The sequence below is a fragment of the Roseburia sp. genome (assembly GCF_041325975.1).
GTDB lineage: Bacteria > Bacillota > Clostridia > Lachnospirales > Lachnospiraceae > Roseburia > Roseburia rectibacter.
On sequence record NZ_JBGLEJ010000004.1, the window covers coordinates 1,308,558 to 1,334,195 of the forward strand.

The 25,638-nt window shown below is 41.9% G+C and carries 20 protein-coding genes and 1 tRNA gene; 2 read left to right on the top strand and 19 right to left on the bottom strand.

Annotated elements, in window-relative coordinates; genetic code table 11:
* Positions 1-96: 96 nt before the first annotated feature.
* Complete coding sequence (locus ACDD58_RS09645; protein WP_370777194.1) at positions 97-4,215, bottom strand: endo-1,4-beta-xylanase; 4,119 nt, start codon at positions 4,213-4,215, stop codon at positions 97-99.
* A gap of 234 nt (positions 4,216-4,449) precedes the next feature.
* Positions 4,450-8,238 (bottom strand): glycosyl hydrolase 53 family protein, encoded by a 3,789-nt coding sequence (locus ACDD58_RS09650; RefSeq protein WP_370777196.1) that lies wholly within the window; start codon positions 8,236-8,238, stop codon positions 4,450-4,452.
* A gap of 429 nt (positions 8,239-8,667) precedes the next feature.
* On the opposite strand from ACDD58_RS09650, the gene ACDD58_RS09655 reads away from it, so the two are divergent.
* Positions 8,668-10,686, top strand: coding sequence for a methyl-accepting chemotaxis protein (locus ACDD58_RS09655; protein ID WP_118209776.1), 2,019 nt, complete (start codon positions 8,668-8,670; stop codon positions 10,684-10,686).
* A gap of 156 nt (positions 10,687-10,842) precedes the next feature.
* Here ACDD58_RS09655 and rpsR read toward each other — a convergent pair whose 3' ends face one another.
* The 11 genes from rpsR to ACDD58_RS09710 all read right to left on the bottom strand — a co-directional run bounded on the left by rpsR (position 10,843) and on the right by ACDD58_RS09710 (position 18,468).
* Complete coding sequence (rpsR, locus tag ACDD58_RS09660) at positions 10,843-11,106, bottom strand: 30S ribosomal protein S18 (RefSeq protein WP_006856617.1); 264 nt, start codon at positions 11,104-11,106, stop codon at positions 10,843-10,845.
* Between the two features lie 30 nt (positions 11,107-11,136).
* A complete protein-coding gene (locus tag ACDD58_RS09665) occupies positions 11,137-11,583 on the bottom strand; it encodes a single-stranded DNA-binding protein (protein ID WP_006856616.1) in 447 nt (148 codons plus the stop codon).
* A gap of 49 nt (positions 11,584-11,632) precedes the next feature.
* On the bottom strand, positions 11,633-11,923 hold the full coding sequence (rpsF, locus tag ACDD58_RS09670; RefSeq protein ID WP_006856615.1) for a 30S ribosomal protein S6: 291 nt from the start codon (positions 11,921-11,923) through the stop codon (positions 11,633-11,635).
* Positions 11,924-12,041: 118 nt separating this feature from the next.
* Positions 12,042-12,242 carry a DUF951 domain-containing protein gene (locus ACDD58_RS09675; protein WP_370777199.1) on the bottom strand — a complete coding sequence of 67 codons (201 nt, stop codon included), beginning with the start codon at positions 12,240-12,242 and terminating at the stop codon, positions 12,042-12,044.
* 22 nt (positions 12,243-12,264) lie between these two features.
* A complete protein-coding gene (locus ACDD58_RS09680) occupies positions 12,265-12,738 on the bottom strand; it encodes an LURP-one-related/scramblase family protein (RefSeq protein ID WP_055194607.1) in 474 nt (157 codons plus the stop codon).
* 41 nt (positions 12,739-12,779) lie between these two features.
* Entirely contained in the window at positions 12,780-13,502 is a 723-nt protein-coding gene (locus ACDD58_RS09685) for an NAD-dependent protein deacylase (protein ID WP_015561138.1), read from the bottom strand.
* Positions 13,503-13,504: 2 nt separating this feature from the next.
* Complete coding sequence (locus tag ACDD58_RS09690) at positions 13,505-15,211, bottom strand: methyl-accepting chemotaxis protein (protein ID WP_118209774.1); 1,707 nt, start codon at positions 15,209-15,211, stop codon at positions 13,505-13,507.
* 163 nt (positions 15,212-15,374) lie between these two features.
* Positions 15,375-15,448 (bottom strand) — tRNA-Met (locus ACDD58_RS09695).
* Positions 15,449-15,514: 66 nt separating this feature from the next.
* Positions 15,515-16,039 (bottom strand): spore maturation protein, encoded by a 525-nt coding sequence (locus tag ACDD58_RS09700; protein ID WP_006856611.1) that lies wholly within the window; start codon positions 16,037-16,039, stop codon positions 15,515-15,517.
* Between the two features lie 52 nt (positions 16,040-16,091).
* A complete protein-coding gene (locus ACDD58_RS09705) occupies positions 16,092-17,756 on the bottom strand; it encodes an EAL domain-containing response regulator (RefSeq protein ID WP_118209773.1) in 1,665 nt (554 codons plus the stop codon).
* Positions 17,757-17,847: 91 nt separating this feature from the next.
* Positions 17,848-18,468 carry a nucleoside recognition protein gene (locus tag ACDD58_RS09710; RefSeq protein WP_118209772.1) on the bottom strand — a complete coding sequence of 207 codons (621 nt, stop codon included), beginning with the start codon at positions 18,466-18,468 and terminating at the stop codon, positions 17,848-17,850.
* Positions 18,469-18,854: 386 nt separating this feature from the next.
* On the opposite strand from ACDD58_RS09710, the gene ACDD58_RS09715 reads away from it, so the two are divergent.
* Positions 18,855-20,591 (top strand): DUF885 domain-containing protein, encoded by a 1,737-nt coding sequence (locus ACDD58_RS09715; protein ID WP_243102916.1) that lies wholly within the window; start codon positions 18,855-18,857, stop codon positions 20,589-20,591.
* A gap of 12 nt (positions 20,592-20,603) precedes the next feature.
* Here ACDD58_RS09715 and rsmI read toward each other — a convergent pair whose 3' ends face one another.
* The 6 genes from rsmI to lgt form a co-directional block, all read right to left on the bottom strand.
* Positions 20,604-21,449, bottom strand: coding sequence for a 16S rRNA (cytidine(1402)-2'-O)-methyltransferase (gene rsmI, locus ACDD58_RS09720; RefSeq protein ID WP_118209771.1), 846 nt, complete (start codon positions 21,447-21,449; stop codon positions 20,604-20,606).
* Positions 21,450-21,539: 90 nt separating this feature from the next.
* Positions 21,540-22,295: a hypothetical protein gene (locus ACDD58_RS09725; RefSeq protein ID WP_243102915.1), complete on the bottom strand. Its 756-nt coding sequence runs from the start codon at positions 22,293-22,295 to the stop codon at positions 21,540-21,542.
* A gap of 111 nt (positions 22,296-22,406) precedes the next feature.
* A complete protein-coding gene (locus tag ACDD58_RS09730; RefSeq protein WP_117920545.1) occupies positions 22,407-23,132 on the bottom strand; it encodes a LuxR C-terminal-related transcriptional regulator in 726 nt (241 codons plus the stop codon).
* Complete coding sequence (locus ACDD58_RS09735) at positions 23,129-23,296, bottom strand: hypothetical protein (RefSeq protein ID WP_022111878.1); 168 nt, start codon at positions 23,294-23,296, stop codon at positions 23,129-23,131. Before ACDD58_RS09735 ends, ACDD58_RS09730 begins: the two co-directional genes overlap by 4 nt.
* A 300-nt stretch (positions 23,297-23,596) precedes the next feature.
* A complete protein-coding gene (locus tag ACDD58_RS09740) occupies positions 23,597-24,616 on the bottom strand; it encodes an Ig-like domain-containing protein (protein ID WP_118209770.1) in 1,020 nt (339 codons plus the stop codon).
* Positions 24,617-24,770: 154 nt separating this feature from the next.
* Positions 24,771-25,523, bottom strand: a complete 753-nt coding sequence (gene lgt / locus ACDD58_RS09745; protein ID WP_370777206.1) for a prolipoprotein diacylglyceryl transferase — start codon at positions 25,521-25,523, stop codon at positions 24,771-24,773.
* Between the last annotated feature and the right edge of the window lie 115 nt (positions 25,524-25,638).

The window sequence follows — 25,638 nt, forward strand, 5'->3', positions numbered from 1 at the left end:
AAGCAAAAAGAGGGCTTCACAACTTAGTTGCAAAATCCTCTTTCCGGTGTGCCACACATTTTACTATATGACGGGTATATTAAATTTATTTGGGAACTACTTACTGATCTTTATCTTCTTTGCACCGCTGAAACTTCCATAAACTTTTGCTCCTGTGGAATCTTTCTTATAAGCACGCACTTTGACATAATAAGTCTTGCCTTTTGAAAGTTTGCTTAAGGTTTTTGATGTTCCTGTCACTGTCTCTTTCTTTACATTTTTCTTGAATTTCTTATCTGTAGAATAAACGATCTGATATCCGGCTGCACCTTCCACTTTCTGGACTGTAACTTTTGCTTTTCTTCCCGAAACAGCTTTCATTTTCTTAATTGCAGATTTCTTTACGGTCACTTTCTGCCATTTCGCATATAAAGTAAGATTCTTTTTGCTGCTCTTTGAGATTGTTTTAATTCTCTTTGTATACTTGCTGTCTGTATACCAGCCCTTAAAGACATATCCCTTTTTGGAAGCAGCTTTTAAATTTACCTTTTCATTGTAATAATATTCCGGGTTTTTGCTGCTGTTTTTACCTTTTCCTAACTTATAGGTAATTTTATAACCTACCGTGATCTTACAGGACGCGCTTACTCTGCTTCCATCTTTTGCCGTTGCCGTGATCGTGGTCACACCATTTTTCAATGCTTTTACTTTTCCATGCTTATCAACAGTCGCAGCTTTTTTGTTGGAAGATGTCCACTTAACGTCTTTAATATCTGCATCAGATGGTGAAACAACAGCCTTTAATGTAAGCGTTGCACCTTTTTTCATTCCGGCTTTTGTTTTATTTAACGTGATTTTTTTAACTTTTACTTCTTTCTTCTCTGTTTCCGGTTTCTTTTCTGTATCTTTCTCCGGAGCATTTTTAATTTCTCCAAGTTTTACAGTACCAAATACTTCCGGTTTAGACCATCCCATTCCTGTTTCATCGCTCCAGCTCAATGTACCAATTCTTTTGCCACTTGCATCAGCATCATTGATCTGAAATTCAAGTCCGATCTCATCTCCGGCTTTTGGTGTGATATCCGTCCATTTAAATGACGCTTCAACAACATATCCGTCAGAAGTTATTTTTGCCACAGACTTCATATTCTCTTCAAGGCACTTTTTGCCATTAAATGAGTGATCATTTACATAACTGATCCTGTACTGCTTGTCATCGTCTTCATAAGAGTTGGATTTTCCATTATTTTCGTCGATAAATACTTCTAAGGAATCCTGCTCCCATGCATCACCGTTGGTATTATTAAGGACAGGATCTTTGATCTCGGCATATACATAAAGATTGTCTTTATCCCAGAGTAACTTCGCATTTGCAGAAACATTGGAGCCGAGATTGATCGTAATCGGAATGGTTCCGGCATTATCCCATGCCGCATCTTTATCCCCGTCTACGGTAACTGTACCATAGGCAGCTTCCTCTACCCCCGGTTTCATTGTTACTTTCGCATAATATTTACTGCTTGTGCCCTGTTTTCCTGTCAAATCATTAAATGCGGCTGTTTTATCCCCATTTGTGACCACAACATCCATTCCGATCACTTTTGCAACGGAAAGTCCTGCTAACGGTACCTTTACGGTTGCCTGATAACCATTTTCTACTTCTGCTGCCTCGCTTCTTTTTACTGTTACGGTCACTGGTGTGATGTCATCTTTTCCGGAATTTGCAGTATCCACATAAACAGTAACTGCATCATTATCATCTTTTACGGCATCTTCTACCGTAACCTGCACGGTAAGACCATCTTTATCCCACATCGGAATAAAGGAAGCTGTGATATCATTCTGCATGATACTGTATGTCTTTCCTGTCACTGCATCACCTTTTTTCTCTGCAGCGACTACATCCTGAATTGACGGCTGGAGTCTGGATGCATCTACATACGCCCAGTACGCAGGTTTTGCTTTATAATTTCCATCAAAAAGCAATGGGCACTGCGCAGAGCCGTCTGCACCACCACCGACACCGGACTGTTCATGTAACCATGAATTTGGCTCGATGACACCCCATACGGTCAATCCGGAAACGTTCGAACCATCTGCTTTTAAGCCTTTGATCGCATCGAATAACTGTTTATGGCAATATGCAATTTTGGTATATTCGCTCTCTTTTGTTGCCATACCTGATGTATAAGATGCACTTGATTTAAAATCAAGCTCTGTAAGCTGTACTTTTCCTGCAGCTTTTGCATATTTTTCAGCCACTGTTTTAAACTGCGTGGCAGAAAAACTATCCACACTGTAATGTGCCTGCATGCCAAATGCATCCAGTCTGGTTCCATCGGCAGCCTTTACATCATTGATGAGTTTTACAATACCCTCACATTTTGTATTATCCGTCTCACCAAAATCGTTGTAATAAAGCTCTACATTTTTCGGTGCATACTGGTTTGCATATCTGAAGGCATTGATGATAAATTCGTTGCTCTTATATACATGCCACCAGCTTGAATTATTTCCATGACGGATCTCATCGAGACTTTCCGCTGCACTCACGGTATCTGTACGGTAAGAGTTTCCAATGACAGCCTCATTTACAACATCCCAGCCATAAAATAATCCGTCATATTTTCCATTTGCAGCTTCCCCGAAGTAATGGTCAAAGACACTTGAAATAAACCATTCAAGACGGCGGTTCATGGTCTCTTTGTCCACATAAGGTTTGGTTTTATCATAATTTTCATGGAAAAACCATTCCTGTGTCTGGGAATGCCATACAAGGACATGACCACGGATACGGATTTTGTTATCCGGATTTTCATTATTCCACTCACAGATTTTATTTATTAATTTATCTGCACGTGAAAAGTCCAAGCTGTCACCGGCTTCATTTACGACCGGGACTTCAAGATCCTGTCCTTTAAATTGGATCGTCTTTGTGTTGACTTTATCCTCTAACTGATAGTTGAACAATGCATCCGGTTTTAATTCGTTTCCAAGTGTAACCGCATTAAAGTGTTTTTCCACCAGTTCCATCAGCGTATCATCATTGATCTCATCACCGGTCACTGCTGTGCCTGCAACTACATCATTGCCTAAAGCAGCTTTCACACTTTCTTTCCAGTCCGGGATGTCCTTCTCAATAGATGGCTTTTCTCTTTCAATCTTATTCATGGACACACCGGTCACATAGTAAGTCCCTTTTACGCAATCGCCCTGTCCATAGTTGGTTCCCTGTTCTATAATACGGATGACCACCTGATCTGCAGCTTTCGGTATTTTGAAAGTTCCCTCATATTTTGTCCATTCTCCAGCTTTTAATGTCTTTGTACAGTCTCCTGACAAAATACCTGCTGAATAACTTCCAAGATATGTTGCCTCACCACCGGAAACATAGAATGGTGCAAACTCCACATTTCTCTGCTCTTCCGGAGCATCTTTGTAATCATCGGACAATTTCGCCCAGAATGAGAATTTGTATGTTTCCCCTTTTTCAACCGCATCCGTGATATCCTGCGAAAAACAATCCCCAGGGGTGGCAGTTTCCTGATTACGTGTAAGTACACCGTATGTTTTAAGACCGGAATCTGCGATTTCTTCTTCCTCTGCTGCAACTGAAACAACCGATTCTCCGGCTGCACTGTTCCATGACTCCGCCGCTTCGGACGCTGCAAAATCACCGTTTTTTATAATATTATCCCCCAGTTTTGCATCGCCCGCTCCTGCTTTCAGTTCAAAGGTCACGCTCACAAGACTTACCGTTGCATTTTCCGGTTTATCTTCCGTTATCATGATTCCGACTGCATCAATAGCGCCATCCCCCGATGGATTTATCGTATACTCCGTCTGTCCGCTTAATCCGTACTGTGTATTAGCTGCTGTTGCATCATCTCCACCGTTGTATACTTTCAGACTGATCGGTACTTTCTGATCCGCCACCTGAAATGTAACAGCATTCACCTGTGACATTTCGATACTCTCCGGCAACGTCCATTTCACCTGATTATACTGTTTTGCAAAAGACAATTTCCACTGTCCATCTGCGAGTTCATAATCCGCGTCTCCCCATGCCACTTTCAGCTGATCTGCAGTAAAAACTTTTTTTACCCCTGAATTTTCGTTTTCATCTGCATAGACAACTGCATTTTCAAGATATGGTGTCAGCACAGGTCCTATCCCGGTAAAAACCATAGCACTGCATAAAGCTACGCATACCCCTGCTTTCCAATTTCGTTTCAAACCCCGTTCTCCTCCTTTTATATATTTTTGACAGTTACAAATTTATGTTAGCATGAGCAAATATTAAAAATAGGGGATTTTTTATAGAAAAAAACCGGACAAATAATAGAATACACTCTCTGCAGACATCCATTATCATGAGTTAAAAAAGTGGAGAATCCTGCAAAAAACAAAATTCTCCACTTTCTATCATGTTTTTACCACATGACATATATTATAAATTTACTTTTTGGGCTACTTACTGATCTTTACCTTCTTTGCACCGCTGAAACTTCCATAAACTTTTGCTCCTGTGGAATCTTTCTTATAAGCACGTACTTTTACATAATAAGTCTTGCCTTTTGAAAGTTTGCTTAAGGTTTTTGATGTTCCTGTCACTGTCTCTTTCTTTACATTTTTCTTGAATTTCTTATCTGTAGAGTAAACAATCTCGTATCCATCTGCGCCGGAAACTTTCTGAAGAGTTACTTTTGCTTTCTTTCCGGAAAGCGCTGTCACTTTCTTTACAGCTCCCTTTTTCACAACGACTTTTTCCCATTTTGCATATACAGTAATGTTCTTTTTACTGTTCTTTGCGATCGTTGTGATTTTCTTTGTGTACTTGCTGTCTGTATACCAGCCTTTAAATGCATAACCTTTCTTTGAAGCTGCCTTTAAGTTGATTTTCTGGTTGTAATAATACTCCGGATTCTGGTCGTTATTTTTTCCTTTACCCAGTTTATAAGTGATCTTATAACCTACTGTGATCTTACAGGAAGCACTCACACCACTGCCGTCTTTTGCTGTCGCTTTGATCGTGGCAGTTCCATTTTGCAACGCTTTTACTTTTCCGTTTTTGTCAACGGTAGCAACTTTTTTGTTGGATGAAGACCACTTTACAGCTTTATTTGTTGCTTTCGACGGTGTAACAACTGCCTTCAATGTAAGGGTTTCACCTTTTTTCATTCCAGCCTGTGTCTTGTTTAATGTAATTTTACTTACTTTGACTTCTTTTGTCTCTGTGTCTTTATTTCCGTTATTATCTTCGATCTTATTCCACTTTGCATATACCGTGATCTCACCGGTTGTTCCTGCCTCGATCAGCGTGATCTGTTTTGTAAAACCTGAATCTTTATACCAGCCTTCAAATGTATATCCGAAACGTGTCGGATTTTTAAATGTAACCGTCTGTGTTTTATCATAAGAAGCCGGGTTCTGATCGTTGTTTGTTCCACCATTTAAAATATAGTTGATCTTATATGTTTCATAAGCTTCTGTGCTGTACAGATATACATCATCAATCGTTCCCCATGCTTCTGCATCACCTGCTACATGGATCGTCACGGTCAGTTTATCTCCCACAGAAGCGGCAATTCCTTCTGCTTTTGGCTGCTGCCATACTTTCCATCCAGCCAGAGAAGCTTCTCCGGTCTGTGCCGTATTCTGCGTATCATTGGAAAGTGAGATACTGACTGCCTCAGAATCTCCGCCACCATTACCCTGAATATACATATATGCACTGTATACACCGGATTTTGTAACTGTAACAGTCTGTTTTGCTGTAAAATCAACTGCGCTTGATGACCAGAAATGCAATCCCATGCTTCCGCTTCTTGGATCTTCTTTCGTATTTCCCTGTGCACCATTTCCTTCGATCGTCCACACATCACAGCCATCTTCAAATCCACCCTGCTGCAACAGGTTTTCCGGCAGTACGGACACGCTGCAGGTCGTGCTGAGCGTGGAAGTATTTCCCTCACCGTCTGTATAGGATACAGTACCTTTTACTTCATGGGTTCCATATGTCGTAATTGCTGCAATATCATCACTATTCCATGTTACAGAAGCGGTATCTTCTGATCCGTCATTAAACTGTACTGTAACAACTGCCGGTAATACTGACGCAATATCTGCTCCATATGCAGCTTCCACAGCATCCGGTGTTGTCACTGAATCAAGTCTTTTTGTTGTGGTTGCTCCGGTATTTACATACTTAAATACGTTTAAAGATGCAAGTGGTTTTCCATTAAAATCAAACAATGCCTGATTATCAACTGCTGAACCACCATACCATTTGCCTGCATCATCTGCATCATATTCGCTTGCATAGCTTGCAGCCCATCCGGAACCGTATTTCTCCCATGCTGCCTTGTTTGAAGCAAGTACTTCTTCTGCACTATCTGCACTGCTGTCGTATACAGTTACCGGAATCCACGCCGGCTCCCAGTAAAATACACCGATACCATTGTCACCGATATTGTTGATCGCTGAAATAACACTTCTTACTTCATTTGCCTGTCCCTGTATGGAAAATGTATAATCCATACCATCTACTTTTGTATCATTATTACCTTTACGAACAGTATTTTCATGTCCATCGCCATCCTCTAAACTTGTTGCCCAGGATGTCTCTGCTACCATTACTTTTTTGTCATAAGTATCAGCAATATTCTTTAAAGTACTGGTAAGATTGTCAAGTGTTCCATGCCAGTATGGATAATAAGAAGATGCAAATACATCATAGCTTACATCATATGTATTCAGATTTTTTGCATAAGTTGCATAGTTTGCGCTTTTTTCCGGATTTGCAAAATGAACAGCAACTAAGATATTCTTTCCTTTTGCCTCTCCTGCTGCATGAACCGCATCTGCACCGGCATCAAAGATCCTGCACATGTTTTCCCATGTACTCTCACCACAGACACCGTTGTTTGTCTCATTTCCAACCTGAACCATTCCAACATCAACACCTGCATCTAACAGTTCTGTAATGCTCGCTGTTGTATAATCAGATACAGCTGTCACTTTCTGATCGATCGTATAATCTGCCCAGGCTTTCGGTGCCTTCTGTTTTCCCGGATCTGCCCAGAAATCAGAATAATGGAAATCAATTAACACCTTCATGCCTGCGTCGGTTGCCCATTTTCCGATTTTCTTTGCTTTTGCAAGATCGTTATTTCCACCACCGTATCCTTTTCCATTGCTGTCATATGGATCATTCCACACACGGATACGCACATAGTTGACACCTGCTTCTTTTAACTGGCTGAAGAACTCCTGATCACCTATCACGTTACCGTTCCAGTCTTTGAATGTCACTCCGCTGTCTCTTAAGCTGACATAAGATGACACATCCACACCTTTGATAAAATCATCGCTCAGTCCATCTACTTTCTGTACAAAAATACCATCAGCTCCGGTATCAACGATGCCTGCATCAACCAGTGCATCTTTTGCAGCCTGCAGGACTGTTTTAGCTTCTGTTAATTCCTCTACGGTTTTGTTGTCTTTATCCCCATAAACTGCTTTTGCTGATGTAAGCGCTGTCTGTAATGCACTCCAGGTATCTGAAGTGTAATCTGACTCTGTCAGGGCTTCACAGGCTGTGATAAGGGTATTTAAAGCCTCTGCTGCTTCGGTTTTTTCCTCTCCATCAGACAGATTTTTTGTTAATGTAATGTCATCTACATCGAACCAGTATCCGGCACCTAATGTACCTGCAATTTTAATAATAATACTTCCGCTTTCATCTACTACTATATTTTCAACCTTAAACGTCGACCAGTTATTCCAGCCATTTTCCGTACTTAATACTGTACTCTCGTCTCCCGCATAAAACTTTAAATCTGCAGTTTTATCATTTGCTCCATCTATACTTAACATAGCGGTATAATTTCCTGCTGAAAGTCCCGTAATCTCCTGAGACATAACAAACTCGGCTTCGTTTTCCGACCAAATGTTGATATAACCCGTCGTATTATTTGTCATACCTGTGTCTGTACCTTTTTTTAAGTTTGGCGAATAATCGCCACCACCCAACAAAAATGTCCATCCAGATGCATCTGTCTCAAAATCTCCATTTGTTATCAGATTACTGCTGCTTGCAGTTTTTACATTCTCCGTACTTTCCTCTGTCTCTTCCACACTCACAGAAACTGTCTCTTCGCTTCCTGCTGCCCAGACATCCGTTGTCCCGGCACTTGTCACAATCAATGTCGCTGCCAGTGCCGCTGCCAGCATGCGCTTTACCATCCCACTTTTCATTATTTTTCCTCCCCAAACATCTTGTTTGCGCAACGCTGTTGTTCCTATGCTCTGAAAGAAATTTCATTTTCCCAGTTTTAACAACATTTCTCGTTTTTTTCTTTGCGCAACCGTTTGTTCATATTGCTATTATATATGCCACATATAACTTGCGCAATAGACACAAATCATAGAATTTGCATGCACTTTTTGTGCACTTTGTCTTTATATTGCATTTTATTCATATTATTTTTGTGCTTTTATAAAATATTTTTCTATAAATCCACGCCCAATTTTTGCACAACAGCGTTCGTTTTTTTACTATATTTTTCCATTTTATCAGCAAAAATTTCTGTTTATTTACTTTATTTATAATTATTTTCAATAAATTCGTTGTTTTTCGTTTGCATAGGTATATAATGGAAGAAAAACGCAAAGGAGCATACGGTTATGAAAAACAAAAGAAAACAGATTTCCAATGAAATCTCAATCCGCATTCTGTCGGTCGTTATCACAATATTCGTCATTTTCTCTATTGTAGTTGCGATCATGATCGGGAACATCAGCTTGTCCTCGCAGAAAGACGAACTGGAACTACAGTCAAAAGCTGCCTCATATCAGCTTGAAACCTTTTTTAAAAAGTACACAACTACCGCGGAACAGATGGCTCTCAATCCCGATATACGGGAAATCCTGACTGAAACTAAATCCGGCGATTCCATTAAAGAAGCCACCCTTTATCAGGATGTATTTAAAGAGCTGCAGAGTCATCAGGCAACAGACAGTGAAAACATTCTTGCTGCCTGGATCGGTGATATTGATGCTAATGTTCTGACCCAGTCAGACGGCTATACCAGTGACAGTTCTTTTGATATCACGCAAAGAGACTGGTATCAGGTAACACAAACCGGTAAAAGTATGCTCACCAACGCTTACACAGATGTCAGCACAGGCAAATTAATTTTAAGCGCCGCCGCACCCGTATACGATCCTTCCGGAAAAAATGTTGTCGGTGTTGCCGGATTGGATATTGCCTTAGACCATATCAACGAATTATTTTTCTCCTACACAGTAGGTGATAATGGTTTTGTAATTCTTTTAACATCTGACGGAACCATCATTTACCATCCAAATACAGATTATCAGTTAAAAACTCTTACTGAGATTGGTGTAAGTGATAATGTAGTCAATGCTCTTGGAGGTGGAAATACCGCAGTAAAATATACCATTGGAAATAAATCAAGATATGGATATATTGTAGACATTACAGATACCGATTATTTTGTTTTAAGCTGTCTGCCATCCAGTGAATATTTTTCCAGCCTCACCATATGCATGGTTATTATGCTTGTACTGATCGTCATCGGTATTGCAGCCACTGTCATTGCCATCCGCAAAGTCGCTTCTGCTATTACAAAACCGATCAGTACATTAAATGATGTTGCACAGGAACTTGCCAAAGGAAACCTTGATGTATCCCTTAAGATTCACTCTGACAATGAAATCGGCGAACTTTCTGACTCCATCCAGTTAACGGTAGACCGCCTGAAGGAATACATTAATTACATTAATGAGATTACCTATGCCTTAAACCGTTTAGCAGATGGAAAGTTAAAATTTACACTGAAATATGATTATGCCGGAGATTTTTCAAAAGTAAAAGAAGGTCTTATCAATATTTCTGAATCCATGCAAAACATCATGACTGATATTATCAACACTTCCAGTCAGGTGTCTGCCGGTTCTGAGGATCTTGCCAAAGCAGCACAAAGTATTGCGGAAGGCGCCACCACACAATCGGCTTCCGTAGAAGAACTTGTTGCCACCACAACTGCTGTTACCGATCAGGTAAAAGAAAATACTGCTGCTGCACAGGTTGCGGCTGATGAAACATTAAAAGTAACTGATATGATGCGAAACAGCAAAGATCAGATGTCACTAATGACAGAAGCAATGAATAAGATCACACAGACCTCCAATGAGGTTGTCGGCATCATTAAGACAATTGAAGATATCGCAGACCAGACAAATCTGTTAGCATTAAATGCTTCCATTGAAGCTGCACGGGCAGGTGAAGCCGGAAAAGGATTTGCTGTTGTTGCCTCCGAGATAGGTTCTTTAGCCGAGGAAAGCTCCAAAGCAGCCAATACGACCAAAGATCTCATCGGTATTTCCATTAACGAAATTGAACATGGAAACCAGATTGTAAATGACGTCGTCACTTCCATTCAGGAAGTCATGGAGGCTGTTCAGAAAGTAAATGAAATGATTTCAAAGAGTTCCGAAACTTATGTCCAGCAGGAGCAGAGCATGGAACAGCTTGAGATTGGTATTGAAGAAATTTCTAAAGGAGTGGAAGACAACTCTGCCGCTGCCGAAGAAACTTCTGCCACATCGGAAGAGCTTGCCGCTCAGGCTACTACGCTAGAGCAGCTTGTACAAAGATTTGACCTGACCAACGAGGAATAACACGCTGATCTAACGCCGGAACAGTAAAAAATCCCCTGTAACCAGCAATACAAATATAGCAGGTTGCAGGGGATTTCTTCTATTCAATGTAAATTCTATTCACTGTGAATTTTATTCGTTGCGAATTTATTCGTTGCGAATTTATTCGTTGCGAATTTATTCGCATACGTATGGCATTAATGCAACGTGACGGGCTCTCTTAATAGCTACTGTAAGAGCTCTCTGGTGTTTTGCACAGTTGCCAGTGATACGACGAGGAAGAATTTTTCCTCTCTCAGAGATGTATCTCTTTAATTTGTTTGTATCTTTGTAATCGATTACGTTATCTTTTCCACAGAAAACGCAAACTTTTTTTCTTCTATGCATCGGGCGTCTCTTCATTGGTGCGCCATCTTTGTCTGCTGCTTTATTGAAAGCCATGATAATTACCTCCTGTTGTTATGATCTCCATTAGTTAAATGGTAACTCTTCATCAATTCCATCCGGAATATTCATGAAGCCATCACCTGCTGCACTGCTCGGTGACGGTCTGTCGGAAGGGTTAAAACCGGAGTTATCTCCGCCGCCGCTGGCATTTTTGCTCTCTGCAAATTCTACATTTTCAGCAACAACGTCCGTCGTGTAAACACGCTGTCCGTCTTTGTTGGTGTAGCTGCCAGTCTGAATACGACCTTCCAGAACGAATTTTGTTCCCTTACGTCCGAATCTCTCCAAAAACTCTGCTGTTCTGCCAAATGCAACACAGTTGATAAAATCTGTATTCTGATCATCTCCGTCACGACGGAAACGGCGATCTACTGCAAGTGAAAATCTTGCGATCGCAGTAGCACTCTCGCCCTGAGAATAACGGATCTCTGCGTCTCTGGTTAATCTTCCCATAAGAATAACTTTGTTCATATACGATTCCTCTCTTCTATCAAACAAACCGTTGTCAGTTCAAAGAATCTTATTTCTCGTCTTTTCTTACTACTAAGAAACGAAGAACATTGTCCATGATGCGGACATCGCGCTCAACTTCTGCCGGAACAGTAGATGCAGCGTCGAACTGGATGAAATAATAGAAAGCTTCTGACATCTTCTGGATCTCATATGCTAATTTCTTCTTACCAGCCTCTTCTACTTCTGTTACGTTACCACCGGCACGAGTGATGTACTCTTTTGCCTTCTCTACGGTAGCTGTTCTCGCATCGTCTTCGATCTTTGCACTAACAACAAGCGCTAATTCATACTTATTCATGCGAATTTTCCTCCTTTTGGTCTCTGGCCCGCTCTTATATGAGTGAGCAAGGAATTTAATAATATATCACGAAGATATATTTTATCATAAAAATCAATAGTTTGCAAGAACTTTTTACTCAGCTTCCTTGCTTAGCTTCCTTTTTGCGGATTTCTCTGGTATTTCTCTCCACAAGTTTTCTTGCGATCATGATCTGGTGCCCGCAGCCTAAGCATTTCAACCTGAAATCTGCACCCACGCGCAGGATCTCCCATTCACTGCTGCCGCACGGATGCTGCTTTTTCAACCGCACCACATCACCAACTTCATATTTATCCATAAATCCTCTCTATTCTCCTATACTATTTATTCTGCGAGCAATTTGCTGCATCAATTGCGATCACAAGCATCATTCCAAGCAGTTCATCGCCCGGATTGGTAAAATCGATCACATACGTATCACCCCAGTGGAGTAATTGTTTTGAAATATGAATAATGGAACTGCAGCCGGAATATACATCATAATCCCAGCCAAGGAAATCTCCCTCCACACGCCATCCATTAAAATCAATATCATATTTCGGTCGGAACAGAGTAAACTGTTTTTCGATCTGTCCTCTTTTGATCCCACCTGTTTCAATTTCAAAGACCGGAAGAAGATTAAACAGCTTCTGACGGATCATTCCAACCTCAACATGTGCCGCATCATAGACATGGATCTGATGTCCAAGTGCAAACACCTCTGCCCTGACAAAATACCGTACATTGCCCTCCTCATCATAGACATCATAAGTATCTGACCATGAAAACACTCTCTGTTTTATCAGTAAACGCATACCTTCTCCTTTTTAGATGTTTAAAATAGTACTTACTCTGTTTACCGGATCTGTGAAAACACCTCACCAAGCCCTGCCTGGATTAAAAGATCTGCTCTGCCATCCATCGGTGTTGTAGATTTATTGATAAGCACCAGCTTGTTTCCCCGGTAATAGTCGATCAATCCTGCAGCCGGATATACTGCCAGCGAAGTTCCACCAATGATAAGCACATCTGCATGGCTGATATAAAATACAGCATCCTCTAAGGTCTGCTGGTTCAAGCCCTCTTCATAAAGCACCACATCCGGTTTGATCTTACCTCCACACGCATCACACAGCGGAATCTCTGTACCGGATTTTAAAATATATTCCGCATCAAATCCTTTTCCACACTTCTGACAGTAATTGCGATGCACGCTGCCATGCAGCTCTAAAACATGCCTGCTTCCTGCCATCTGATGCAGTCCGTCAATGTTCTGTGTGATGACGGCTTTTACCTTGCCCGCAGCCTCTAACTCTGCAAGTTTCTGGTGTGTCACATTTGGTTTTGCATCAAGACATAGCATCTTATCACGGTAAAAACGGTAAAATTCTTCTGTATGTCTCATATAAAAGGTATGACTTAATATCGTCTCCGGTGGATAATCATATTTCTGATTATAGAGTCCATCCACACTCCTGAAGTCAGGGATGCCACTTTCGGTAGAAACGCCTGCTCCCCCGAAAAATACAATATTATCTGACTCCTGTACCATTTCTAAGAACTTTTCTATATTTGACATGATCAATCCTTTCTCAGGACAAACTGTCCCACCAGTTCATTTAAAGACACTGCTTGTGCAGACAGCTCCTCACTGGTTGCAGATGATTCCTGTGCTGCTGCAGAATTTGACTGAACCACCTCTGAGATCTGGTTTACCCCTGATTCTGCCTGTTCCATCGCTCTTGCCTGCTCTGCCGACTGTTCGCTTAACATCTTTGATTCCTCAGCGATCTCTTTGATTCCTTCAACTACTTCCTCTAATGCCGCAGAAGCGCTTTCTGCCGCCTTATTCCCCTCTGCGATCTCCTGCAGGGAACCTTCAATCAGCTGGCGGGTATCAACTGCTGACTGCGCACTCTGCTCTGCCAGTTTCCTGATCTGGTCCGCAACAACCGCAAATCCTTTTCCCGCTTCCCCTGCACGGGCAGCTTCGATCGCTGCATTTAAGGATAACAGATTCGTCTGGCTTGCAATATCTTCGATATCAGAAATAATATTTTCGATTTTGGTTGATGTCTCATTGATCCGTCCCATAGCATCCGTCAAAGCCGTCATCTGTTCGCGGCTGTTATCTGCCTGCTTTGCATACTGGCTTGCTTTCTGGTGTGATGCCTCAAGCTTTTCTGCCGTGGCATTGACATTGTCCGTAATGTTCGTGATCGTTGCCGTCAGTTCTTCCACGGAACCTGCCTGGTCTGTTGCCCCTTCTGCCAGTGCCTGTGCAGATTCTGCCAGATTTTCAGAACCAGCAGAAACCTGTTTTGAAGCATCTTCAACCTGCTGTAACGTACTGTTCATCTGACGGTTCATCTTTCTTATGGCATCTTTTAAGGCTGCAAATTTTCCGACATATTTATTTTCGATCCTGGTTCCGACAGCATAATTACCAGCCGCCATTTCTCCTAACAGCTCCCCTGCATCCGTAATAATCAGGTTCAGATTATGCGCCATCTGTTCTGCTTCTAAGATCATCTCTTTGATCTCGTCATCTGCCTCACTCTCCGGGAACGGACTGTCAAGATCACCTTCTGCAAATGATTTCAGACGTTCTGCCAAAGCTGTCAGAGGCTTTTCTATATCTACAGCTATCGTGTTTCCGATACGGATGGAAATCACAATACAGACCACGATCACCGCTATGATCACGATCATAAATATGAGCTCCATATTATGTAATGATGCCTTTGATGCATCACCCTTTTGTACATTCAGATCCATCAGTGTTGCCAGATCCTGATAAATTTTGTCATACTGTGGTGAGAGTTCACCGGTGTCGATTTCCTGTGCTTTTAAATAACCATCATCCGAAGATGATGTTGCAAGCTCTAAAACTTCTGCATCAATATCCCAATAGCCGTCCAGATCCGTAACTAACGTATTATATGCCTCTTTTGCCTGTGGGAAAACCATGGTACTTTCTATGTCTTTCAGATATGTTTCAAAGGCTTCCTTTTTCTGATCATGCAGCGATACCTGTGCCTCGATCATGTCCTCCTCATCATATCCAACAACAGCACGCAGGGCGCTTCTCGTCTCTGAAAATGTAACCATTGCCTTACCGATATCTCCCTGCGAAAATCCATAATTAGTCATCGCATATTCATATCGGCCAGACGCGACCAGCATTGCAATAATTCCAAGCACTGTTGCGATCGTCGCAATGCCTGTTACCATTTTAAATCCGGTATTTAACCGCTTTTTTATCTTCATGTCTTTCAGCTTTTGCATAACCGTTCACCTTCCCTTTTGTAATATACCTTTAACATGTATAATTTTAGTATATTTTCGATACATTTTCAAGGTTTGCCACCCACGATACTGCTAAATTTTATCATCAAAAAACAGTAGTCTAGCAATCTGCTTTCTGCAGCTCTAAACTACTGTTTTTTAGTTGCGGGAACAGGATTTGAACCTGTGACCTTCGGGTTATGAGCCCGACGAGCTTCCAGACTGCTCCATCCCGCGATATTTCAACAGAACAAATGCCCTGTTCGTTTACATAACATTATTATAGACCTTTTTTTCTTTTTGTCAAATCATTCCTGCCAGCACTACGCTCGCAGCCATTCCGGCTGCCGTAGCAGCCAGCGCTCCTGCAAGCGTATAGCGGCTCTTTTTGATTTTTACACTCATAAAGTAAACAGACATGGTATAAAAAATTGTCTCCGTGCTTCCGAGCATGATCGACGCCATCCGCCCCAGCAGCGAATCCGTCCCATACTCCTTATAAATATCTAAAAGCAGACCTGTTGCCGCCGAAGATGAAAACATTTTCACAACAGCAAGCGGAAGCAGTTCGGACGGGAATCCGATCTTTTCTGTGAAAATAGCACATACATTTGAAAAACATTCCAGAAATCCGGACGCACGCAGGATTCCAACAGCAACCATCAGTCCGATCAGTGTTGGCATGATCCCTATGACTGTTTCAAATCCGTCTTTCGCTCCCTCGATAAACTCTTCGTAGATATTGTGCCTGCACAACAGCCCATATCCGATAATCAAAAAAATCAGAAGTGGTATCATGATATCGGATAAAAACATCATTATCTGCATAGGACACTTCCCGAAGCTGCTGTTAGTTTATTATATGTATCAGCGATTCACATTATTCATGCGATTTTCGCGCCAGACGTTCATAATCCTCCTGTGGCATTGGTTTTGCGAAATAATATCCCTGAATATAATTACAGCCAAGTCTCTTTAGCATCTGTACCTGTTTCTTTTCTTCAACGCCTTCTGCAATGACCGGCATATCCAGCGCTTTTGCCATCTGGATAACTGCCGCTAAGATCTTTTCTCCGCGCCCATCATCTTTGCCTTTGGAAAGAAACTTCATATCAATTTTCAGTACATCCAGATCAATGTCCTTTAACACGTTCAAAGATGAATATCCGCTTCCAAAATCATCCATCAGAATTGTAAATCCTGCCTTGTGCAGATAATTCACCGCATTTAAGATGACATTTTCCGTATCGGAAAAAACACTCTCCGTCAGTTCTAAGTGCAGGTACTCCGGTGGTATCCGGTATTTTTCCACAAGATTGACCAGTGACTCTAAAAAATTGGGGTCATAAAGGTTGACACGGGAAACATTCACAGAGATCGGATCCGGCTTACGTCCTGCTCTTAACGCCGTTGCAATAAGCTGGCAGACCTGATCCCACACATAATAATCAAGTTTTATAATAAAACCGTTCTTCTCGAAAACAGGTATAAACTCTCCCGGTGAAACCATCGTCCCATCCGTTTTTTTCCAGCGTACAAGTGCTTCCGCGCCACGCGGCGTATAACCATCTAACTCATACTTCGGCTGAAAATAAACGACAAACTGTTTTTCCTCAAGTGCCGTATCCATTTCGTTTATGATCTGCTGCTCCCGCTGCATCTCTTTTCCCATCTGTTCCGTGTAGAGTGCCTCATGATGCATATACTGCCCCTTGCATTCCTGTGCTGCAATTACAGCATGCTCATAGATTGCCGATACCTCCATCTCCTTGTCCCGGATAATATAACATCCCGCCGACGTCTCAAGATAACAGCGCAGCTCCCCGTTTTTCTTCACCTGTTCCCGGATCTTCTGGGCGATCAGCAGTGCATCCTGTTCTTTTTCTACCGCAACACAGATTCCAAAAACATCGGAATTTAATCTGCCATAAGTATACGTCTTATATGCACTGAGTACACCGCAGATATTGTGCGCCATACATCTTAACAGACGGTCTCCTTCTGCCGCACCATAGAAAGAATTGATCATTTTAAACCGGTCAATATCCAGCCGGATAAATGCAAATGTCTCATCCTTACTGTCATCCAGCATCTCCCTCGTCTTCTGGTAAAACATCTGACGGTTATAAATTCCTGTCAGGGAATCATACTCTAAAAAGTGCTGTTTGCTCCTTTTGATAGCGTTCATGACACGAAACCAGATGATCTCCCGGTGGAATGACTTCGGTATAAAATCCCATACCCCATACTCCAGACAGCGTTTTTCATTTTCCACATTGTCTTCCGTTGTCGCAATGACGATCGGAATATACTTATATTCGCTGTGTTTTTTGAATTCCTCCAGGAAAGCAAATCCATCCATTACAGGCATAATAAGATCCAGTATAATTGCCGCTACCGAAAGTCCTTTATCCTTTTTCAGATACTCCAGTGCCTTTTTCCCGTCTTCTGACTCTACGATCTGATAAGCTTTACGGAAAATATCAGCCAGGGACTGCCTGTTGAGCTTATTATCATCTACAATCAAGATCTTATTTTTTTTCATTGGTATCCCTCACTTTCTCTGAGGATTTGTCTTACACATAAATCTATTCTCATTATAATGTCTTTTATCAAATAGTACAACGAATTATTTGTCAGATTTTGTAAATATTTTGTCTGATTTTACAAAAAATAATCGCAGTCAGTGTACTGCATGTTGTCGCGATCAGTGCCGGGCCGACGATCTGCGCCGGATTCACACTTCCATACTGACTGCGGTAGGCAATAATGTTTACCGGTATGATCTGAAGGGATGAAATATTGATGATCAAAAAATCACACATCTCGCTGCTGGCGGTCCGCTCTCCTTTTTTTGTTTTTTCATCTGAAAATGCTTTATTTCCACGCTCTTTTTCTAATTCTGCCAGCGCCTCCATCGCTTTTAATCCGGCTGGTGTTGCCGCCCATCCCAGTCCGAATATATTTGCAATCATATTGGTAGCAATATATTTATTTGCCGGATGATCTTTTGGAATATCCGGGAACAGAAAATACAGCACCGGCGCAAGACGCCTTGACAATCCTGCAATGATACCTGTTTTTTCAGCGATTTTCATCAGTCCAACCCAGAAAGACATCACTCCCATCATGGTAATACAGAGTGTTACCGCCTCTTTTGCCGAGTCAAGCGCTGCCTGCGTAACCGCCGGAAGTGTGCCGTGAAATGCGGCAAATACAACGCCTGTCAAGATCATAAATGCCCAGAGATAATTCATATGTACCTCTCCGGTTTTTCTTTTATTTTATGGTCAGAATGCATCATATATGTATTGCAAAATTGCAATGCAATTCTGCAACGCAATTCTGCAACGCAATTTTGCAATGCAATTTTGTCATGTCATCTTTCCATGCACTTCTTCATCCAACAATTTTTCGGTTATTTTTTCTTTAGATCAACATATATATCACTAACACTCTGGATCTTAAACTGAGGTATTTTATCTTGACATGTTTTTCTGATATTTTTCACCGGTTTCCGCGCTTATACCGGATAGCCACACTTTTTCTCGTTCTGCTCATATTTATCCCCACCGTGTTATCCGGTGGCTGCGCAGTCCCAAAATATAACTCGGCTCCGGACTCCTCCATTTCTTCTGGGCATATGCCAGATTCAGACTCCTTCAATTCTTCTGAATACAAATCCGATCCGGCAGACAATGCATCTTCTGGATCTTCCCTTAATTCTGCACAAAATGCTGCATTTGACGAATTTTTACTGCAGCTTTTCCGTTCAGAGATCACCCAGAATACCATAAATCTGCATTTTTCGCTTTCCTCTCCGGCGTCTTACGGCATCACAGACATTCCAATCTCACTTGGCGGTATATCCGGTCAGGCGGCAGAGCAAAACCGCGCCGCCTTAGAAAACACGGTTGCCGCCCTAAAGCACTTTGACACGGAAAAACTTTCCAAAACACAGAAGCTGACCTATGATATTTTGTCAGATTACCTTTCAATGGAACAAAAAGGAACAGATTTTTCACTGTATAATGAATACCTAAACCCATCTTCCGGTATCCAGGCGCAGCTTCCGGTGCTCTATGAAGAATATCGTTTTTACAACGAGGATGATATCAAAACCTATCTGAAACTGCTGCCCCTGACCGGTTCTTATTTTGAACAGATCATTGATTTTGAAAAAGAGAAATCCTCTGCCGGACTTTTTATGTCCGATGCAGTCTGTAAAGAAGTGATCGAACAGTGTTCCCGTTTTGCAGACGATGGAGACGATCATTATCTGATCTTAACTTTTAATAAAAAGGTGGATGACTTCAAAGATCTGTCAGATGAACAAAAAACTGCCTACAAAAAGCAAAATGAAAAGATCGTAAAAGAAATGATTTTTCCTGCTTACACCTCACTGGCATCTTCCCTGAGCAGCCTGCTTGGCAACGGAAAAAATGAAAAAGGACTCTGCTATCTGAAAAGAGGCAGGGATTATTATAAATATCTTGTCTATGAAAATACAGGCTGTGCAGATTCCATTGCAGATATTGAGACTATGATCGGACAAAAAAGATTATCCGATCTAAGCGAAGCCGCCGCCCTGACCGCATCAAATCCGGATCTCTGGACGGACGCGCAAAAGCTTTCGCTTTCCAGTGCAGATCCCACATCCGTTTTGGAGCTGCTGAAAGAACGAATGCAGTCCGATTTTCCAAAAGCCCCGGATGTCTCTTACTCTGTGAGTTATATTGAAGAATGTATGGAAGACTATCTCGCGCCGGCTTACTATATCACTGCACCAATCGATGACTATAATGCAAACTCTATCTATATCAACGCAAAAACAGATGCCACGACCATGCGCTATTTTACCACACTCGCCCATGAAGGCTTCCCCGGTCACCTGTATCAGACGATCATGTCATACCAGTCCGGTCTGCCGGCGATCCGCAGCATTTTAAACTATCCCGGATACGTGGAAGGCTGGGCAACCTATGTGGAAATGATGTCTTATCATTATGCCGGTCTGCCGGATGATGCTGCCACGCTTCTCGCTTTAAATCAGTCTGCACTTTTAAGCCTTTATGCCTCAACTGATATCGGTATCCATCATGATGGCTGGTCGCTTTCCGATACAATAAAATTCTGGAATGACTACGGTATCAATGATCCGGATACTATTGCAGAAATTTACCGCTATATCATATCAGAACCGGCAAATTATCTCCGGTATTACGTCGGTTATCTGCAGTTTCTGGAATTAAAAGAATATGCAAAAGAAACTCTCGGCAATGATTACAATGAAGCCGCATTTCATCAGACGCTTCTCTCTATCGGTCCGGCACCGTTTGAAATCATAAAAAAATATCTGAAAGAATTTTACCAGAAATAACGGATTTATTCGCTATTCTTCTTTCAGGAGTGCCTGATATACATCGCGTTTGCTCATGCCACGGTCTTTTGCCACCAGCTTCATAGCTTCTTTTCGAGGAGTTCCTTTACTTTCGTATACCTGCATATGTTCCTCTAACGACATATCCTCCCAGGATTTTCTTGCCTCTTCGGCAAGTTCCTCGAAAGTTTTTCCGTGGAGCACGAGTACATACTCCCCGCGGGGTTCGTTCTCCTCATAGTAGGCAAGACTGTCTGACAGAGTCGTGCGCATTTTTTCTTCGTAGCGCTTCGTGAGTTCCCGGCAGATGGATATCTGCCGGTCTCCGAGCGTATCATACAGTTCTTCTAATGTTTTTACAAGATGATGCGGCGCCTCATAAATAATGATCGTGCGTGTTTCATCCTTTAACTCCTGCAGAATAGCAACCCGCTCTTTTTTCTCCCGCGGCAGAAATGCCTCGAACGCAAAACGCCTTGTCGGAAGCCCGGACATCGTAAGTGCCGTAATACACGCCGCTGCCCCCGGCAGGGATGTCACTTCAATTCCTTCCTCATAACAGATGCGCACTAAATCTTCGCCCGGATCGGAAATACCCGGTGTCCCTGCATCCGTGATCAGTGCAATGTCTTTACCTTCCCGTAGTTTATCCACAAGCTGATATGCTTTTTCTATTTTATTGTATTCATGATAACTTGTCATCGGCGTCTTGATCTCAAAATGATTCAACAGCTTGATTGAATTTCTGGTATCTTCCGCTGCGATCAGATCCACTTCCTTTAATGTACGAAGCACCCGGTACGTGATATCTTCGAGATTGCCGATCGGCGTTGCACATAAATATAATTTTCCTGCCATCATTCTCTCCATTTTCGGAATATTATGCTGATTCTTATTAGCACATTATAAAACCACTCCGTAAAATTGACAAGAAAATCCTGCGTTATACTAAGATAAGCTTTCATGTTCAATTAGCTGATTCACCTTCTTACGGAGTTTGATGAACTCATCAGTATCTTTCAATGACAGGTCACGATCATATGGCAGCAATACCGGAACCTCTGCCTTTACTGTTCCGGGTCTTTGCGTCAGCACATAAATCTTGCTGGATAAAAAAACTGCCTCCTCGATATCGTGCGTGACAAAAATGACCGTTGGCTTTTCTTCCTGCCAGATTTGGCGCATCAGAAGCTGCATATCCGCTTTTGTCTGAGGATCTAAAGCAGAAAACGGCTCATCCATCTCCTTTGCGTTTGCCAGCCCGTATTCCTCACACAGAAATCCTTTTACAATCCTGCCATCTGACAATTCCATATCCCCGATACAGAGTGGCTTTTTTACCTGCTGTAAAAATGCTCCGATGCTCACAACCGGCAGTTCATAAATCTCTACCGCTATCGCAGCGCCCTTTTTATCGTCATATACCATGCCCGGTTTCTCCGGTACGGTATCCAGACGATACAGTCTGTAATGCGGTGCAGTATTTATGCTCTCTTTGTAGGATGCTTTAAGCTCTGTGAGCTGGCTCTCCAATGGAAATCCTTTTTTATGCAGTCCGCATACCGCAAACGGAATGCTCTGTGTCTGTAAAAACCGTTCCGCTGTACCAAGGATCTCGCCCTCCTGATCGGATAATGAGAAAATAGTGATTCCAAATGGAAGCTCTGTATCCGCTGTATTTTCCGGTACTGCTATGGCACACATATCAAGTAGGTTGTTGTCATGAATTATAACGGCAGGTATATATTTTCACAATCAGCAGAATGATTGATTTGCATACTACTTTCGATGTACCAATACTTCTTTTCCTCTACTCTAAAATAACTGCGTCCGCCTGCTGATTCCCAGTTTTTCAAAAATATTACTCAGATGTTTTTTTACTGTTGCCTCACTGATCAGAAGCTGTCTGGCGATTTCCTGATTGGAATATCCTTTTCTTACAAGCTGCACGATTTCCTGTTCCCTCCCCGAAAGAAGATCTGCCTCCCTGTTTTTTATGGTATTTTCCGCACCCGAAACATAATGGTTTGCATAGGCAAAAACATTTTTTTCAAAATGAGGCAGAAATGTCTGCAAAATTTCCATCTCATGCCCTGTAACGTCCGGTTCTCCACACTTCCGCAGCAGATTCAAAAATACCCGTGTCTTTCCCTCTTTCATAATGATAAGCCCGCATCCCATATCTAATTTCTGGGGTTTAAAATACTCACGGTAAATCACCGATGCTCTTCGTTTCTCATCCGTTAAAAGATCGGTATCGCGGTATGCCATTGATTTTGTAAAATTGCACATCTGCATCAGATAGTCTTTTGCAAAATAAGTATCTAAGTATTTCCGTTTCATGACAGGATCCACATTTTCAAATACCGAATGCGCCACGTCTAACCTGCCGTCTTCATCTATCACTAAAAAATAACCCTGCGTATATGGAATCAATATACGGATCAGTTTTAAACATCTTTCTCCAAACGTCTCCAGGCTTCCGGCATAATAGATTTCCAGAAGAATGTCATTGAACATGCGCCATTCTTTTTCTGTCATAACGTAATATCCTCCACGGACACTCCAAGAGATGCCAGCTTTGCAATCGTCACTTTGATCTGATACTCCAGCTCCTGATTTTCCACCCCATTGTTTGCACGTTTGATGCGCTGTAAATCTGTATATTTATCAATTAAAACCGTGATCAGTTCTTTTTCTGTCATATCCTCCATCCTCACTACCGCCTTTCTCCGATATAAAAAATAATAGCCTGCGCTTTGCGAACATTCTATTGTTGTGAATTGTATCTGCATTCTGTAATTTTCTATATTTTAGCGGATTTTATTTTTGGTGTAAACATGCAACTTCCATTTATCTTTTGTACTTCCCGCCATCTGTTTCCTGCTGTTGTCCACACCTATTGTGTGAACAGCAGCAATTTTCTTTCACAATCTGATGCCATGCCTGACTTTGTGCTTTTGTTCCTATTCCAGTTTTTGTCTATACAACAATCCCTGCACCTTTTATTCCTTCTCTTTCACATACACCGTCATGCGTTCCTTTGTTCCATCCTCACTGGCGTAGACATAAGACCTGCCAGCTGCTTTTGCAGTGATAACCCCGTTTGCATCTACCGACACCACATTGGAGTTAGAGCAGGAATACGCCGGCTGATTGCCGGAAGATACCGTCGCATTTACTCTTGCACGTTCCCCCGGATGAAGTGTAATCGTCGTCTGCTCAAATGTAATCTTTGGAGATCTGACCGTCACTTCACAATTTTTGCTGACTCCATCTACGGTTACAGTAATGACTGCCGTTCCATGTTTGACCGCGGTTACTTTTCCTGTTTCATCCACAGTCGCCACACTTTTTTTGTTGGTTTTCCACACTGGTGTTGTTTTTGATGTGGAAGATACCTTAAGTTTATACTTTTCCCGTCTGTATAACGAGATTTTAGACGGCATCAGGCGGACTGTCGGACTTTTTACTGTCACTTTACAATTCACAGATGTACCGTCAACCTTTGCAGTAACCGTAGTTGTTCCCGGCTTCTTTGCTGTTACTTTTCCATTTTCACTTACCGATGCAATGCTTGTCTTTGCCGACTTCCACGTCACCTTATGCCCGGTGGATGAGGCTGCCGTAAGCACTGCACTTTCCCCATTTTCCAAGGTCAGACTGGTCTGATTCAACGTGACTTTCGTCTTTGTCACCGTGATCTTGCAGCTTGCCTCCGCATTTTTGCTTTTTGCAGTGATCGTCGCACTTCCCGCCTTTTTGGCAGTAATTTTTCCATAGGTGTTCACTGATACAACCTTTGAATCACTGGATGTAAATGTCGGCTTTTTACTGCCGGATGCAACCACGGACAAACAATAGGTGTCCCCGATTTTCATTGTTTTTTCATATGCACTTAAGAAAATAAAACCATATCCTGAAGCCGCATACACTTCTACTTTCTGATACTCTGAAATAAAAAGCATGGAAACCATGCAGAGGATGGCTAATGCCATCCGGATGACTTTTTTCCCTGATTTCATAGATGTTTCCCCCAATCCTTCTCTGAATGACAGATGGCGGAAATGTACAAAAGAAAAGGTCATCCGGCACATTTTCCACACCGGATGACCTTATTATTAAATTATCATAGCTGATTACGGATGTAAACCGAACAAATCATAAAGTTTTTATAATTTACGCTTCCTGTTTTCTCTTCCCCATCACCAGATAGAACACAACTCCCGCTGCCACAACCCCGATGGAAATGATCTGTGACGTGGAAAGTACGCCGATGCTTCCCCGGTAATCGTTCCGGAAAAACTCAATGATAAATCTTCCGATTCCGTAAAGCACCATATATCCTGCTGCCACCTGTCCTTCTTTCGGCTTTCTTCCTGCGTAAAGAAGCAAAAGACCACAGATCAGAAAGTCCCCTGCAGATGACATGAGCTGTGTCGGCAGAAGTTTCACCCCGTTTGGTGCAAAATCGGAATGGGTAAATGTAATGCTAAACCACGAATCTGTCTCCCTGCCATAACAGCAGCCTGCAAAAAAGCAGCCGAGGCGCCCGAATCCCTGCGCAAATGATACCGAAGGCATTACAAGATCAAAATACGGCAGGAAACGTTCTTTCTTGACGCAGCAATAAATGAAACTCGTCAGTGCTCCTCCTATGATTCCACCATAAACGACATATCCGTTTTTAAAATTCCAGAGTATGGATGGATCCTTTAAAATCTCCGGGATCTCTACAATATAATAGAGCAGCCTGCAGCCGATCATTCCACCGAAGATTGCGCAGAAGAAGATTCCATAGATAATATCCTCGTTCAAGCCACGTTTTTTTCCACGCTTTAAACACATCATAAGTGCCGCTGCAAAACCGATCGCAATCATAAGACCATACATATGAAATGTAACCGGTCCTATCTTTATATCATTAAACATATATTTTAATTTATCCTTTCTGAATCACTCAAATACATACTGATTATGTTTCATATCTGTCATTTTCCACACAAAATAATTTTTCTGCTGCTTTATACACAATATGGTTTTAAAT

Bases quoted from the DNA above. Each gene is read 5' to 3' on its own strand.
- ACDD58_RS09710 (WP_118209772.1), bottom strand. From the start codon at position 18,468: ATGAATTATCTCTGGGCATTTATGATCTTGACAGGCGTTGTATTTGCC.
- ACDD58_RS09740 (WP_118209770.1), bottom strand. From the start codon at position 24,616: ATGAAATCAGGGAAAAAAGTCATCCGGATGGCATTAGCCATCCTCTGC.
- ACDD58_RS09675 (WP_370777199.1), bottom strand. From the start codon at position 12,242: ATGGATAAATATGAAGTTGGTGATGTGGTGCGGTTGAAAAAGCAGCAT.
- ACDD58_RS09665 (WP_006856616.1), bottom strand. From the start codon at position 11,583: ATGAACAAAGTTATTCTTATGGGAAGATTAACCAGAGACGCAGAGATC.
- ACDD58_RS09730 (WP_117920545.1), bottom strand. From the start codon at position 23,132: ATGACAGAAAAAGAATGGCGCATGTTCAATGACATTCTTCTGGAAATC.
- ACDD58_RS09655 (WP_118209776.1), top strand. From the start codon at position 8,668: ATGAAAAACAAAAGAAAACAGATTTCCAATGAAATCTCAATCCGCATT.
- rsmI (WP_118209771.1), bottom strand. From the start codon at position 21,449: ATGGCAGGAAAATTATATTTATGTGCAACGCCGATCGGCAATCTCGAA.
- ACDD58_RS09690 (WP_118209774.1), bottom strand. From the start codon at position 15,211: ATGCAAAAGCTGAAAGACATGAAGATAAAAAAGCGGTTAAATACCGGA.
- ACDD58_RS09700 (WP_006856611.1), bottom strand. From the start codon at position 16,039: ATGCAGATAATGATGTTTTTATCCGATATCATGATACCACTTCTGATT.
- ACDD58_RS09735 (WP_022111878.1), bottom strand. From the start codon at position 23,296: ATGACAGAAAAAGAACTGATCACGGTTTTAATTGATAAATATACAGAT.
- lgt (WP_370777206.1), bottom strand. From the start codon at position 25,523: ATGTTTAATGATATAAAGATAGGACCGGTTACATTTCATATGTATGGT.
- rpsR (WP_006856617.1), bottom strand. From the start codon at position 11,106: ATGGCTTTCAATAAAGCAGCAGACAAAGATGGCGCACCAATGAAGAGA.
- ACDD58_RS09715 (WP_243102916.1), top strand. From the start codon at position 18,855: ATGCCAGATTCAGACTCCTTCAATTCTTCTGAATACAAATCCGATCCG.
- ACDD58_RS09650 (WP_370777196.1), bottom strand. From the start codon at position 8,238: ATGAAAAGTGGGATGGTAAAGCGCATGCTGGCAGCGGCACTGGCAGCG.
- ACDD58_RS09705 (WP_118209773.1), bottom strand. From the start codon at position 17,756: ATGAAAAAAAATAAGATCTTGATTGTAGATGATAATAAGCTCAACAGG.
- ACDD58_RS09685 (WP_015561138.1), bottom strand. From the start codon at position 13,502: ATGTCAAATATAGAAAAGTTCTTAGAAATGGTACAGGAGTCAGATAAT.
- ACDD58_RS09680 (WP_055194607.1), bottom strand. From the start codon at position 12,738: ATGCGTTTACTGATAAAACAGAGAGTGTTTTCATGGTCAGATACTTAT.
- ACDD58_RS09725 (WP_243102915.1), bottom strand. From the start codon at position 22,295: ATGTGTGCCATAGCAGTACCGGAAAATACAGCGGATACAGAGCTTCCA.
- rpsF (WP_006856615.1), bottom strand. From the start codon at position 11,923: ATGAATAAGTATGAATTAGCGCTTGTTGTTAGTGCAAAGATCGAAGAC.